A 12,702-nucleotide genomic window follows, 5' to 3' on the forward strand; every position below is an offset into this window, starting at 1 on the left:
CTATTTTTTAAATTTATAAAGAATCACTACCGGATTGGCATCATCCCCTACATTCAGCGCAGCAGGAGCCTCTTTCAGGTATCCTTTCTCCCGTAAAGAAGAAAGTATATCTGCATTGACCACCTGTGCACGTTCCCCGTCAGCCAGTGCATACTCCGGCCAAAAAGGTATTCCCCCATCTATATCATTATCAATGCCAATTATATTACTACCCGGAATACTATTGCTGCATTCCAAATAATCTTTCGGAATGCGTTGTGATTTCAACTCACCGGTCTTTTTATCAAATCGTTGTATAAACAACACATCTCCTTTATACAAGCGTAAATAAAGATAATGAGAAGATTCAAACAGATCGTAAAGCCCAATGACCTGATCCGTTTCGACTGTCTTATCTCCAAACTTATTAATATTGGCAATGTCCATATAATATTCAACCGGATTTTCTCTCTTCAGCACATAAGCCGGTTCTATTCCATTATTAGAAATCGCAGATACCGTATCATTACAGGCAGTAAATACCAATACCCTTTCGTCCGAAGGAGAGAAACAGATTTCTTTCATAAAGCAAACATCCCGGGAAAGCCCCGATGGGAAAAGGGCCTTACACTCTTGTAACGAACCATTGGGTTGTTGTAATGCTCCTGCCCATGGCGCCTGCTGAAAAGGTTTTATAACCAATCCTTTCAATGCCCTTTTTCCATCCGGAAAAACATACATCCCGCCTGCTTGTTTCACAGTTGTATCATTTCGTAGAAAAGTCCCGTCATACGAATAAACCAAAGCATCTCCTCCATACTGAAATAAAGACAGTTCCTTATTCCTGTCATCAACCGCCAGATCACTTATCATGCCATACTCTCCCGGACCGTTTCCCTGACAGCCGATCTTGCGTATAAATTTACCTTCCCGATTGAATTGCAGCACCTCTTCAGTCTTTCCATTATACATAAACATGTAATCTGCCGTCACCTGTAGATTCATCAGATTACTTATCAGACATGAATCAGTCGTTTCCAAAGGAACGTATTCTATACTCTCCACATCTTCCTTCATGGAGATCGGAGCCTCTTCTTGCAAAGCAGAGCGGATATTGACAACCGGACATTCGGATAAAGAAGCTACAGGTTTCGGCTGGCAAGCCACCAGCCCGAACAGCCACAAGCTGTTCAACAATAATATTGTGTTTTTCATAATGATTGTCTCTTTAATATTGTTTTTAGGGAAGTGTATATACAAAGATACTTCTTCAATTTGAAAAATCACTTAAAATCAATCTATTTTTATTCCCCATTATAAATCCGACAATCAAATATCATATAAACTTAGTATAGTCAGTCCGGAAAAATTAGTTTTTCAAGCCACCTCAACATCTCTGCTTTACTCCTTCTGCAAGTAGCCAACAATGCTTCTAAATTACGTTTATCCCGCTCCCCCATATCAAAACCCGAATTGATACCCCTCGGATGATGAAGGTGATATAACGGTCCTTTTACACGCGCAATGGGCAACTCTAATATTTCCAGGCGTTTCACTCTTTCGGCATCTTCGGGTCCCCAACCATAAAACGCTTCATTCTCTCCGCCTGCCCGCAGATAGGCAACCCTGTTCACAAGAAAAGCTCCTCCCACCGAAGGTCTCATCCCTATTGAAGTAGCATCCACCTTTTCCAACACTGATACGTCCTTACGGATTCTGTCACTCATAGCTTCATTCAGAAAGATAAAACGCCCGTCATACGGGAAACACATCACACAGCCCGAACAAATCCTGCCGACCGCCTCTCTCAACTGAACCGGCGGAATAATCACATCCGTATCCCAGATACCTGCAATCGGGAACTTAGCCGATCGCAACAATATATTTAAATAACGTGTCCGGTAGAACACCGGATCATCATCTTTCACAAACCGATAGCGTACCCTCTCACACGTCTCAGACAAATAAAAACGTTGCTCCGTATCCGCTTCAAGAATATCCACAGACACCTCTGTCTGCTGTAGCAGCAAAGAAAGGATAAACCGAAGATTCTCCGCCCTCTCCGGATTATCTACCCGCAAGGGGATGACAATGCTAACCTCTCTTGTCAGATCCATACCGCCTCCCTTCCAGATGTAATCATGCCCTTCTCACAGTACTCCATCAGTTTCTCGACTTTTGCATTGAATACATCCAACCGATGCAACAGGCAAAGAATAAAAAACACCTCTTCGAAAAGTGAACTTTCCCTGACTCCGGGCAGTGAGTCTGCTATCCAGTCAATCAGGTAAATTAAATGCTCTTTCATTCGCAGCACCTTGATGTCTTCCTCACCTTTCCTCCGGGACAACCGGTAATACAGATAATAAGCGAGACCACAAATACCTTTCACGATGCCTAAAGTTCCGATCGCCCTACTATTAATCGTGTTAAATACCCTGCAATCGATCTGCCACAGAATCTCGTCGGCATCCCCTTCCACAAAGCCCTCCTGCAACAGATACTCAATTCCGACACCTACTCCGCACAAACCGTCACCATAAGTCACCGGAAGTTCCAAAGAACAATTCTCCATCACCTCATCCAGCAACACTTCTGCTTTCTCTTCCCACTCTTCTTCAGCCGTCTGCCGATAAAGACGATAGAATCCGATGATTTTCCCCATTTCTCCCATCATCCCCGGATTTTCTATCCCTCTTACGCTTTCCATATTTTCTTTATTGACGTAATCAATCATTTTATTACACCGACCAGGCAACCACTTCCGGAATTTGCCTTTCCTCCTCCGGGGGAAACGTTCTATAATCTCCATAACAACGGGTCAGATAAGTATCGTATCCTGACGGAACCGGAAACTCCACTCCTTCAAATCGTGCAGTATCCAGATATTCCACCTCATCCAGCCGCAAATGAATACGGCTCTCACTCAAATTCCGTTCAAAACTGTTCGACAAAGCATTCTCATACTTACCATCCCAATCATAGATGAAAAGATCCAACTGTAATCCACCGAACTGCATCGGCTCGGCCGGAGTCTTTTTATCCGGAACATACCGGCTGTGCCGATCTCTCAACCGCGCCTCAACCAACCAGCTCCATGGAGCCATGGCCGGTTCTGTTTCCGGAGTCTGAAAGAAAATATCCTGAGGCAGTTCCGGTACACCCTTCTCCAGAAAGAGTGCATAATCACTCCTTAACATCCCCACATCCGTATCTGTATCCCAAGGTATAAACCCCTGATGCCGGATAGCTCCCAGCAGTGTACCATAATCGAGCCAATAATCAATATCGTGCTTCTTGCAGACAGTATCGAAAGACTGCAATAAATAAAGCATCCTCCGATGTGCCTCCTTTATATCTATATTCATAATTTATATTTTAATATTCCGGCCAAATACCGGTTTTCCTCTTTACTCCTGATAGCAATACGAATATACTGCTTTCCATACATTCCCCTCTTCAAGCTACAGTCTTTTACCAGAATATCATGCTCTCTCAGCAAAACTTCCGCAAGCTCTCGGGCGCTGTACTTATGGGTCACTTCACATAAAAAGAAGTTTGCTTGTGAAGGAAATACCGCTAAATAGCCTACCTCCTGAAGTTCTTCAAAAAAGAGCGCTCTTTCCTCTCTAAAGCGGGCACATGCCTGCCGGTAGTCGATTGCATATTTGTCCAGAATCTGTAAATAGTACTCCGCCAAAGAGTTTATATTCCAAACCGGAAGTTTCTGCTGTAATTCATCCATTAATTTATGGTCACCGGAAACAGCAATTCCCAATCGTAATCCGGGAATTCCATGTGACTTAGACAGGCTCTTTATCACCACCAGGTGACTATACTCCTTCAGTATCTTGTCATCAATCAGAGAAGTTTCCTCTCCTCCCTCCGAGAAGTCAATAAAAGACTCATCCACAATCAGCCGTATCGAACGCTCCTGAGTCCATCCCGCTAATGAAATCAAATCCTCGTAAGGGATACTATTTCCAGAGGGGTTATCCGGATTCAGCAATAGTAATGAAGTCACTCCCTTATCCTCAAAAAATGTTTTCAGGTCGCTTACGGTATAGCGATAACCTGGCCTCAACGGCAAGAAAGTCTCTATCCGGTCATCACCTACCAGATATTCTTCAAATGTAGGAAGAATCACCCCCATTCTACCGGGAAGCAACTCCATCAGCTTTCTTATCAACTCTGCCGCGCCATTCCCCACCGCGACAGCCTCCGCAGGAATGTTCCAGTGCTTCGCCACCAATCGCCTGTTTACATAACTCCCCGAAGGGTATTGCCTGAGCAGTTTATCAAAATTAGCCTTCAGTTCTTCCAGCATCCTTTCTGTCGGGAAATGTGGATTCACCAGATAAGCAAAATCAAGCAAGAAAGGGAAACGCCAATACCCTCCATAACGTTTCTGGTAACCGGGCAAAAGCCCTTCTTTCTTACCAAATAGCGTTTCGGCAATATCTAAATCCTGCATGTCGTCTATCTCATACCACTTTTCACCCTCAAGCGGCAAAGCCTTCAGCCCGGCTTTATCCAACAAAGACAAAACGGCCAGTATTTGTTCGTAATATGCACTATTATCAAAACATTTGCAATAGGCTTCCAGAAAAGGTACGTACTTACCTACAGAAAACTCCTTACTAAAACGATAGATATTCACCGTCTTAAAATAAGTAGAAGTTTTTTCGTACGAAAAAGTATGTTTAGATACAAAGTCCACAATAAACTGCTTTTCATCCACAGTCACCATAGTCCCGTCCATCCAACTCTTATAACGGTCTACTACTGCTACATCCGGATACGGTTCTTCGAGCACTCTTTCAAGTATTCTCTTCTCAAAAACAATATCCGATTCTAACAATAAAGTATCATCAGACGCTAAGTGGTGCCGTGCCAGAAACAGAGAATAAATATTATTGGTATATGCATAGTAAGGGTTTTCCAGATAATAAATAGGAATTCCGCAATATTCATTTCCCAGATACGCCCGTAGTTTGTCACCTTGAAAACCAATCACAAGCACAATCCTCGATAGTCCAGCGATTTCGAGGTTTGCCAGTAACCGATCTATGATCCGGATACCGTTCACCTCAATCATACATTTAGTGTCGTACCGGGTCAATTCTCCCAGACGCCTGCCCATTCCTGCTGCCAATATAATAGCCTGCATATCTGGCCTCTTATTAAGTTCTTAACTCCGGCTAACTCTTCATACAACCGATAACACAATCCACTTCTTCGCTATCTCCCACTCCTAATACTAAACAGTATCACATATCTCTCTACCCATCAACGATCGAATAAAAAACTATCACTTACATAGAAGTTTCTTCTTGAATAACAAAGAAACATCATCGCATGGAAAGTATGTTTAGGATAGCTCTTACCATAATGTTTCGAAATTATGCGAAAACCAGAAGGGGTGCACCCCATGACATCCAACTGAAGATAGTAAAAAAAAACAATTTCATTTAACATCACACAAGTTATATGTATTAAGACAATATTCAACGTCTGTTATAGAGGAACAAAGAACAGAAAACAAACAATCAGAACACGGTTTAATATCTTTCCTTGTAACAAACCAATGTCTGTATTGAGAAAATTCTCTAATTAATAAATCATATACATTATCATAAGGAAGTCTACCGATACTTGGTTTATTTACATTTGAATAGACTTCACCATTAGATAAAATAACTAAATGCCCAAAGTGATTAGAATCAAGAGCTGAATTAGCCAAAAGCTGTTTTTCCTCATGCCTTCTATTGAAAAGATCATCTATTGAAAAAGAAAGATTTTCAACACAAAACTCTTTATTATTGCCAGTATAATAAAAGCATATAAAACAATTTTGAGAATCAGAGTAAGACTCTAATTCTTTCAATTCACGATCATCACATATTAAAAATTGGAAAAATAGCTGCTTAAACTCTGAATAATCTCCTAACTTGCATAAGTTATCATAAGAATTAGTCCAAACAACATAAGTTATATCAACAGATTTATCTTCAGAAAGAGCTATTTTCTTAAATTCATCAATCAGGATGTAGACAACTAAGTTTGTTTTCACCTTTAACATCTTTATCAGATTATTTATATTTACAATACTATCATCTCCAACATTCCCAATAATTAAATTAACCTGAGATAAATTAGGAAAATTACACTCAACAATCGTTTTTATCAGTTCAAAACTTAATTCAGTATTCTTTCCTATTTCAGGAAACATGTATTGTCTATATGCCTCAGGATACCCCTCCCATTTATCATTACATGAAGCATTTATAAAAAAAGATATCTGAAAAACATTTTCATTATAATGCACGTAAGATTTTTGACGACTATTTTCCGTAAAGATTTTTTCTTGAACAACCTTTCTATTAATAGCTCCAGGTACTTGTTCATTTAAAACTTTTAAAGAAGGAACTATATGTATTGGCATATGTTCACTATCTAAAGACAGAATATTACCAGATATCGATTCTAAAACGAACTTAGTCAATTCCTGAAAATCGATCACTTCAGCAATATCAGCATCTATTCTGATACCATAAAAGGATAGATCCGAACATTCTTCTAACAGACGAAGCTTTTCTACCAATAACAAGTTAGAAACTGTCATGTGAGCTCCATTTATAGTGTTATAAAGCAATGCCGTATGTTGGCTTAAAGAAATATGCACAAAATTATAAAAACACAAATATTCAGCCATATCTACTATTTTAATTTTACTACAATTAACGCAGGATTCAATTCTTCTTTTAAAGGTTGAGTTCTAACAGAAATCAAATAATTGCCATCTTGGGAAATATACTCCGGGAAAAAAGTATCACCCTCCAGATAAGGAGGAAGCTCACCTGTAGGTTCACCAAAATAATCCATCTCTTTTTTTGATAATTTTAGTTCGAAAAGATCCGCCTGATGATTTGCCTTATCATAGAATGCAGTTAAGTAATATTGCTTCTTCTGATCTATGTCTACTGTAATAGCCCCTAAGACTAATCCATTAGCAGTCATACTGAACAAAGGAACGTATGGCATGTGCAAAAACAATTCTTCGTCCGGATTTTCCAAAGAGTAACGCAATCTATCGTTAGATCTCAGCTTTCCCCAGTCGATTATATATTCAGGAGAAAGAGAGTGCTTTACCGTATCCACAGAGAAAATAGTGTCATTAAGCAACTGCTTAAAGTACAACTTATCATGTAAAGATGAAAATTGGGCTTCATGAGGAAAGAAACAAACTTTTTTTGCCTGATAGTTTTGTTGATATGGAATAGCCCCCCTCTTTTCATCCCGTCGATAGAACACAAGACGTTCTTTTTCATCTCCTCCATTCTGAGCTTTAAAGCCTATAAAGTTCTTGTCCGACATTGGATAAATGGCAGAAAACATTTCCGGAAGTGCCTGATAAGATTCAATAAACTTCCCATTTAAGGAGTAAACATTAACTTTATTGTTTAAGTCTGTAATCAAAACACGATTGTTTATATAAAGCAAATTCATCAACATTGTATATTCCTCCGGACCACTTCCTTTCTGAGCTATATCACAAACAAATTTTCCGGAATGAGAAAAAAGAGAGCACTTCTTACCATATCCTATGATAAAATACTGATCGGTCATTATTAACTGGCTCACGTATGGAATCAGTAACGAATCATTCGTCTCTAATTGCACAACCTCTACACTTTCCGCAATATCATATACAGATTTCTCCACCGGATTTTCGATAGCATCGGCTAAGTCTATTATAGGATAAAGACTATTTTCTTTCTTACTACACGAGTAAAAGAGAAATGTACTTAAACAAAAAAATAAAAGTGATTTCATAATACCGGTAACTTTAAATGGTTTCTAAATTTATGACACACATTAACCATATCACATATATAAGAAGTCATATCTTTACGAGAAACTGGGGCGCAATTTATATCATGTTGTAAAAAGCATTTGGGACAAGACTGAATCCTATAACATAAAGTACATTTAGGACGTAAAATATCATAATACGAATTATATCTCTCAACAACCTCTTTCAGGTTCAGAATAAATTCATTCTTATCATTTACATAACCCAATGAATATTTATAGCCAACTCTCTCACAAGGATGAACTTTACCATCTGCAGAAACAAAAAGTTTAGAAGTAAATGGAATACAGGCTCCCCCCGGAACATAATTCACATATTCGTAATCATTTACCAACTCCTTAAAAGTCTTATAAAAATAGCCACTATATGCTTCATAAAAACGACTCAATGTAATTAATGAAGGATTCAACTTTAAATAATCGTCAATAGGTATATTGTGCAGGCATAGTGCTTCTGAATTTAATCCACGATACATGTGATTAAAAGTTCCAAAAGCATTCTTTTTTACAAAAGAAGTAGCTAACGTAGAGATCATTGGTACTTTGTTTAATTTGTGATGATAAAAATGCAATAATGACGATAATTCATTTTGATCATGTAAAACGGCATTAAAAGATACATTCTTAACATAAAAATCAAAGTGCCTTTTTTTTAGCTCTCTAATATTAGAGTATACTCTATCGTATGATTGTCTCCCACTTTTTAATGTTCTATAAGAAGAAGCTTTCTTATCACCATCAAGACTAATAAGAAGAGAAATATCCTGCTCAACAATATAATCCATATATTTATCTAGTAATACGGCATTAGTTGTCATATTATAAGTAAATGTAAGAAACTCAGATTCCCGACTTTTTGTATAAGATATTATTTGCTGTACCAAATCAAATCGCAACAAAGGCTCTCCACCATAAAAGCCTATTGTAATAGTTCTTTTTAAACCACTTAATTGGTTTCTCATCCCCTTATTCAAGCAAAAATCAATGACAGATTTTGCTACATCAAAAGATAATTCATTCCCAACACAATCTTTTTCGGTCTCATATAGTTCTCCATACACACAATATTTGCAACCAAGATTACATTTCTGAGTCAACTCAAATGTTATAACTGGTACACTTGCAATGGAATATTCTATATCCTCTACATCTATACCCGCACCAACTTTTATATTGTCAAAATCCAAAAAACCATATTTCTCAAAAAAAGAGCATGTTCGCGCAGCTATACTATCCCCTTCCCAACATTCCCCTTCAGCCCAATAAACATCAAGCATATTATAAACCTCAGGAGTTATCTGTAGAAGTTTTTTCTTACCAAAGCTATACAAATAGCAATAATTATATTGATCCTTAAATATAATAGATTTCATTTCATAATTTACATAAAAGAGGTGGTAGTAAACTACCACCTACATTAAACTAAGCTCCAGGGTTACCTTGCCAAGAATAAACGTCCTTGTTAGAAGACATCTGCGTTTCTTTACTTGCATCTGTTTCTGTCCATGCATGGTTACTTACTAACCAACCTGTACATGTACAGTTACTTTCGCGACAAGTACCAGGCCCGGTACAACTACCAGCCCCTCCCGTAATCTTAAACTGCTCACCTTTTGAGAGATTTAAAACTTTTAGCTTTTTCATATTTACCTCCTTGTTAAATAATTAATAATGATAATATATCAAAATGGGATTATCCCCAGATTTATTACTCCTTAATGTTTCATCACTATTTGCATTGATATACCCCGACTTTCTCAATTGCTCTATTTCGCCAGAACTAATACTCGATACATAAACCTTTTGAAGAGGAAACGAATACTGGAAACGGATTGGAATATCACCATTCAAATGGTTTACATATCCTCCCAAAATACCATTAGGAGGATAATTGACTCCCTGAAGAACCTTATTTTTTATATCATATCGCATAAAGCATAAAGTTGGACACGGATGCGGAGCCTTTGGATGATAACAACATAAATAGAGACTGGAATCTGTTTCTATGGCCAAAGAGTTCCCACTAACTCCAATTCCTTGAACATGATCTATTTTATCTCGTGTATTACCATTAAACAAATGATACACCGGAAAAATAGAATCAACAGTTACCTTATACAAAGTGGTATAAGGCTGAACAATTGGGCTGCCACTTCCCCCATTATTCCAAACCAACATGCTTCCATCTGATTGATAAGTGAAACTATAATAGCTAACCTTACATAAAGCCAAAGTGTCAGACGGAACAAAATAGTTCAACTGATGTACCATTTCCCCCTTTTCTGAAAATACGGCTCCGCCAAAATAATTCTTATCAGTCAATGGCATACACCATGGTGAAAAAGCAGCCAGGAATTTTTCATTCAGTCGATGTACATATTGAGAATGATATGGCATATTATACAATTCAGCAATATTTCCTTGATAGTTACCATCATAATCATAGACTTCTGTAGTGCCCTCTGAACCGCCTTCCTGATTCAGATAAAGCAATTCCTTGAATTCATCAGCTCCAATCCATAATTTTAAAGACGAATAATCGTTGGATATAATCTTCTTTATAAGCTTTCCTTTCCTATCGTATTTAAAAACTCCTGCATCACTACCGGCCAATACGAAAATATAGTCTTTAGTCACTGCCATACTGAGTATACTGGCACGAACCGGCAATTTCACAAAATTATCCAACTGGACATACGAGATGCTATCTACCAATTCCTTCACTGAGATGGAGTCCTCTCTATCTAAAACACTGGTCATCTCAACAATCGGACAATCAGATGGCACCTGAGCTAACAAATCAATCTTCTCTGAACGGGAAGAAGAGCAACCGATCAGATGCGTCAATATACCACAATATAAAACTAATCTAATCTTGTTCATTTTGATTTTATATTTAAATAAAAGTCCAACATCTTATTTCTAAATAAGTCAAAACCATATAATTGTATATACCGATTAACCAAATAATCTTTAATACTTTTTTTTTCTAACAAATTCAGACTCAAAGCAGTTATCATCTGCTGTGCTAATATCTCAACATTAATAGAACAAATCTCTTCCTGAGATATATTAACTCTAAAAGGATAAGATGGTCCAACCATTTCATTTACTCCTGCTACAGAAGTTGCTACCAAAGGAATTCCTCTCATCATCATTTCAATCATTACATAACTACATTGTTCTGTATATGAAGCAATAACCCCTAAGTCAGCCATAGAATAAATACAATCCAATTTATCTTTCTCAACTCTACCAACAAACGAAACTTTATGCCATATTCTTTCACACAGTTTCAAATAAGTAGCGAATTCACCATCTCCAACAATGACTAAACGTACATTCTGTATTTTATCCTGTACTATGCGAAAGGCTCGCAATAGTTCTTCTATCCCTTTATTATGATCCAAGCGTCCTACAAATAATATCAAAATTTCTTTTTTACCTAGAACCGGCTCCTTTTCACATTCATTATCTTGAACAGATAGCTTATGTGGCAAGCCATTTGCTATATATTTGAGTTTAGCTATAGGGACTTGATAATCATTTATCAGGATCTCTTTAGTACTTTTTGAAAGACAAATAACATAGTCAACATAATTAAACATTTCTTTCTCAACCGTAAATGCATCAAACACATCTATTTCCTTCAAACTCCTTTTGGTCGCATCTTGAGATAAAATAAAATGGAAATAAGTCCTATTTCCCTTTAAAACAAAACACCAATTAAGATAATGCACGGTAAAACAAACCACACATCTTATCTGCCTGCTCCTCAATGATCTTACAATTGCCACATCTTGGTAAAAATTCAAATGAAATACATTAATATTAAATAAATCAATATACTCCTGAAGGATATATGATATATTTCGACAGTACCTTTCATACAAAAAAGAATTATCTTGAACATCAACACTAGGAATAAGAAATTGCCTTATACCATTATTGGTTCTCATTTCAATATTTTCAACATTTGCACAAATCTGGACTATTGTTAAATTTAAGTCCGCACGTTCTCTTACCACTTTTGTCAACTGTTCAACATATGTTCCTACACCATATTGTGAAGCTACACTTGAATTATTAACGATATAAATATTCCTCATATCGAAGATTGATCCCAAATTATTTTTAATCCTTTTTTCCAAGACAAATTATTATCGCCATCACTCCCTCTTATGATCTCTGCCTGTATCTGTTGTATAGAATAATTCACAGGACAAGCTACACATAATGCTTGAAGAAAAGCCGTATCAAAAAACGACTCTCTACCTATATCCAGTACTAAACGAATACGTATATATGAAGCTATACCAAGCAAGCCTGTTTCCAGAGAATGATTATTCATTTTTAAAAGATTGTATTCCAACAGCTTATTATCAAGAGATTTTAAAACGTCATCCACATTTCCATCTACAAATTTTTGCTGAAACAGATATACTATTCCCCACCCAATGCCACATAAGCCATCCGCAAAGTAAATCGGTATATCTTCATGAACATCTTCAAAAACCTCATCCAATAATTCACCAGCAAATTCCTCATATAAAGGGTTTTGTATATAACGGCTATAATGAAAGAAAAACAAGACAAGTCCCATCTTGCCATTAAAAAGTCCCAAACTTGGAAGGAAGCTTCCATGAAGCATATAGTATTGAGCTATTTGTTGTAGTTGTGAATCCATATCTTTATTAGATTTGTTTGCAAGGTATGTCCACCTTACTTCATATCCAAATATTATCAGAAAAAATGTACCGAACGTAGCCTTTTTTTATACCGAACGTCATATACCTATAGAAATAATCCTTATAAACAGAAATATATCTAAAAAACTGATACCTTTGC

Annotated in this window: 12 protein-coding genes; all 12 read right to left on the reverse strand. The window is 37.2% G+C overall.

Annotated elements, in window-relative coordinates; genetic code table 11:
• The 12 genes from QK890_RS16975 to QK890_RS17030 all read right to left on the reverse strand — a co-directional run bounded on the left by QK890_RS16975 (position 1) and on the right by QK890_RS17030 (position 12,541).
• Entirely contained in the window at positions 1 to 1,194 is a 1,194-nt protein-coding gene (locus QK890_RS16975; RefSeq protein ID WP_032539227.1) for a 6-bladed beta-propeller, read from the reverse strand.
• Between the two features lie 140 nt (positions 1,195 to 1,334).
• On the reverse strand, positions 1,335 to 2,096 hold the full coding sequence (locus QK890_RS16980; protein WP_005781912.1) for a galactosyltransferase-related protein: 762 nt from the start codon (positions 2,094 to 2,096) through the stop codon (positions 1,335 to 1,337).
• Positions 2,087 to 2,689 (reverse strand): hypothetical protein, encoded by a 603-nt coding sequence (locus QK890_RS16985; protein ID WP_032539226.1) that lies wholly within the window; start codon positions 2,687 to 2,689, stop codon positions 2,087 to 2,089. Before QK890_RS16985 ends, QK890_RS16980 begins: the two co-directional genes overlap by 10 nt.
• A 31-nt stretch (positions 2,690 to 2,720) precedes the next feature.
• On the reverse strand, positions 2,721 to 3,347 hold the full coding sequence (locus tag QK890_RS16990) for a phosphorylcholine transferase LicD (RefSeq protein WP_005781908.1): 627 nt from the start codon (positions 3,345 to 3,347) through the stop codon (positions 2,721 to 2,723).
• A complete protein-coding gene (locus tag QK890_RS16995) occupies positions 3,344 to 5,149 on the reverse strand; it encodes an aminotransferase class I/II-fold pyridoxal phosphate-dependent enzyme (protein WP_032539150.1) in 1,806 nt (601 codons plus the stop codon). The genes QK890_RS16990 and QK890_RS16995 overlap by 4 nt, the downstream gene beginning before the upstream one ends.
• A gap of 297 nt (positions 5,150 to 5,446) precedes the next feature.
• Positions 5,447 to 6,694 carry a hypothetical protein gene (locus tag QK890_RS17000; RefSeq protein WP_032539149.1) on the reverse strand — a complete coding sequence of 416 codons (1,248 nt, stop codon included), beginning with the start codon at positions 6,692 to 6,694 and terminating at the stop codon, positions 5,447 to 5,449.
• Positions 6,695 to 6,699: 5 nt separating this feature from the next.
• Positions 6,700 to 7,815: a 6-bladed beta-propeller gene (locus QK890_RS17005; RefSeq protein ID WP_032539148.1), complete on the reverse strand. Its 1,116-nt coding sequence runs from the start codon at positions 7,813 to 7,815 to the stop codon at positions 6,700 to 6,702.
• Positions 7,812 to 9,227 carry a radical SAM peptide maturase gene (locus QK890_RS17010; RefSeq protein ID WP_080715490.1) on the reverse strand — a complete coding sequence of 472 codons (1,416 nt, stop codon included), beginning with the start codon at positions 9,225 to 9,227 and terminating at the stop codon, positions 7,812 to 7,814. The genes QK890_RS17005 and QK890_RS17010 overlap by 4 nt, the downstream gene beginning before the upstream one ends.
• 49 nt (positions 9,228 to 9,276) lie before the next feature.
• Positions 9,277 to 9,498: a hypothetical protein gene (locus QK890_RS17015; protein ID WP_032539146.1), complete on the reverse strand. Its 222-nt coding sequence runs from the start codon at positions 9,496 to 9,498 to the stop codon at positions 9,277 to 9,279.
• Positions 9,499 to 9,519: 21 nt separating this feature from the next.
• Positions 9,520 to 10,737: a hypothetical protein gene (locus QK890_RS17020; RefSeq protein WP_032539145.1), complete on the reverse strand. Its 1,218-nt coding sequence runs from the start codon at positions 10,735 to 10,737 to the stop codon at positions 9,520 to 9,522.
• Positions 10,734 to 11,963 (reverse strand): glycosyltransferase, encoded by a 1,230-nt coding sequence (locus QK890_RS17025; protein WP_032539144.1) that lies wholly within the window; start codon positions 11,961 to 11,963, stop codon positions 10,734 to 10,736. Before QK890_RS17025 ends, QK890_RS17020 begins: the two co-directional genes overlap by 4 nt.
• The gene (locus QK890_RS17030; RefSeq protein WP_032539143.1) at positions 11,960 to 12,541 is read right to left on the reverse strand and encodes a hypothetical protein; all 582 of its coding nucleotides are present in this window, start codon (positions 12,539 to 12,541) and stop codon (positions 11,960 to 11,962) included. Before QK890_RS17030 ends, QK890_RS17025 begins: the two co-directional genes overlap by 4 nt.
• Positions 12,542 to 12,702 lie beyond the last annotated feature (161 nt).

This window comes from Bacteroides sp. NGMCC 1.200775 (assembly GCF_040798045.1).
GTDB lineage: Bacteria > Bacteroidota > Bacteroidia > Bacteroidales > Bacteroidaceae > Bacteroides > Bacteroides hominis.

Bases quoted from the DNA above. Each gene is read 5' to 3' on its own strand.
- QK890_RS16975 (WP_032539227.1), bottom strand. From the start codon at position 1,194: ATGAAAAACACAATATTATTGTTGAACAGCTTGTGGCTGTTCGGGCTG.
- QK890_RS16980 (WP_005781912.1), bottom strand. From the start codon at position 2,096: ATGGATCTGACAAGAGAGGTTAGCATTGTCATCCCCTTGCGGGTAGAT.
- QK890_RS16985 (WP_032539226.1), bottom strand. From the start codon at position 2,689: ATGGAAAGCGTAAGAGGGATAGAAAATCCGGGGATGATGGGAGAAATG.
- QK890_RS16990 (WP_005781908.1), bottom strand. From the start codon at position 3,347: ATGAATATAGATATAAAGGAGGCACATCGGAGGATGCTTTATTTATTG.
- QK890_RS16995 (WP_032539150.1), bottom strand. From the start codon at position 5,149: ATGCAGGCTATTATATTGGCAGCAGGAATGGGCAGGCGTCTGGGAGAA.
- QK890_RS17000 (WP_032539149.1), bottom strand. From the start codon at position 6,694: ATGGCTGAATATTTGTGTTTTTATAATTTTGTGCATATTTCTTTAAGC.
- QK890_RS17005 (WP_032539148.1), bottom strand. From the start codon at position 7,815: ATGAAATCACTTTTATTTTTTTGTTTAAGTACATTTCTCTTTTACTCG.
- QK890_RS17010 (WP_080715490.1), bottom strand. From the start codon at position 9,227: ATGAAATCTATTATATTTAAGGATCAATATAATTATTGCTATTTGTAT.
- QK890_RS17015 (WP_032539146.1), bottom strand. From the start codon at position 9,498: ATGAAAAAGCTAAAAGTTTTAAATCTCTCAAAAGGTGAGCAGTTTAAG.
- QK890_RS17020 (WP_032539145.1), bottom strand. From the start codon at position 10,737: ATGAACAAGATTAGATTAGTTTTATATTGTGGTATATTGACGCATCTG.
- QK890_RS17025 (WP_032539144.1), bottom strand. From the start codon at position 11,963: ATGAGGAATATTTATATCGTTAATAATTCAAGTGTAGCTTCACAATAT.
- QK890_RS17030 (WP_032539143.1), bottom strand. From the start codon at position 12,541: ATGGATTCACAACTACAACAAATAGCTCAATACTATATGCTTCATGGA.